Source organism: Lactobacillus sp. CA30L (assembly GCF_059900845.1).
Genome location: NZ_JBWXGB010000027.1, coordinates 1 through 460, shown reverse-complemented (window position 1 = coordinate 460; position 460 = coordinate 1). Strand labels below are relative to the sequence as shown.

The following is a 460-nucleotide window of genomic DNA, read 5'->3' as shown; positions in this document are numbered from 1 at the left end:
GTGTGTGTGACTGTGCATATTTTTTCATATATGTCGGTAAGGCTTGACTAATCTTCGTTGGTAAAACAACATAGTCGGTTTTGGCCAAATCATCTCCAATGAGACTGTGTAAGTAAACGGCGCCAGCAATGGTTTCAATTGTCGGCTTAAACTGAGCCAAAAAACCAGCAATGATGCCAGCCAAGGTATCCCCAGTTCCGCCAGTAGCCAACCCAGGGTTGCCACCTGTATTTTGAAAAGGTTCTCCTGCGTGGAAAATTGTGGTGCGATGACTTTTTAAAACAATCGTACTGCCTAATTTTGCTTGTTGGCGCTGGTTATTTGCCAGTGTTTGTTGCTCAATAGGTAAGTGACTCAAACGTTGCCATTCCATTTGATGAGGTGTGAAAACAACTTTTTCAGGATAGGTAAGGGAAAAATTGCCTTGGCTAAACAGGGTAATCGCTGAGCCATCGATAAT

1 protein-coding gene is annotated in these 460 nt (G+C 43.0%); it reads right to left on the bottom strand.

Annotated elements, in window-relative coordinates; translation table 11 throughout:
* On the bottom strand, positions 1-460 hold a 460-nt coding region (locus AC2JF8_RS09290; protein WP_500762808.1), incomplete at both ends, for an ADP-dependent NAD(P)H-hydrate dehydratase.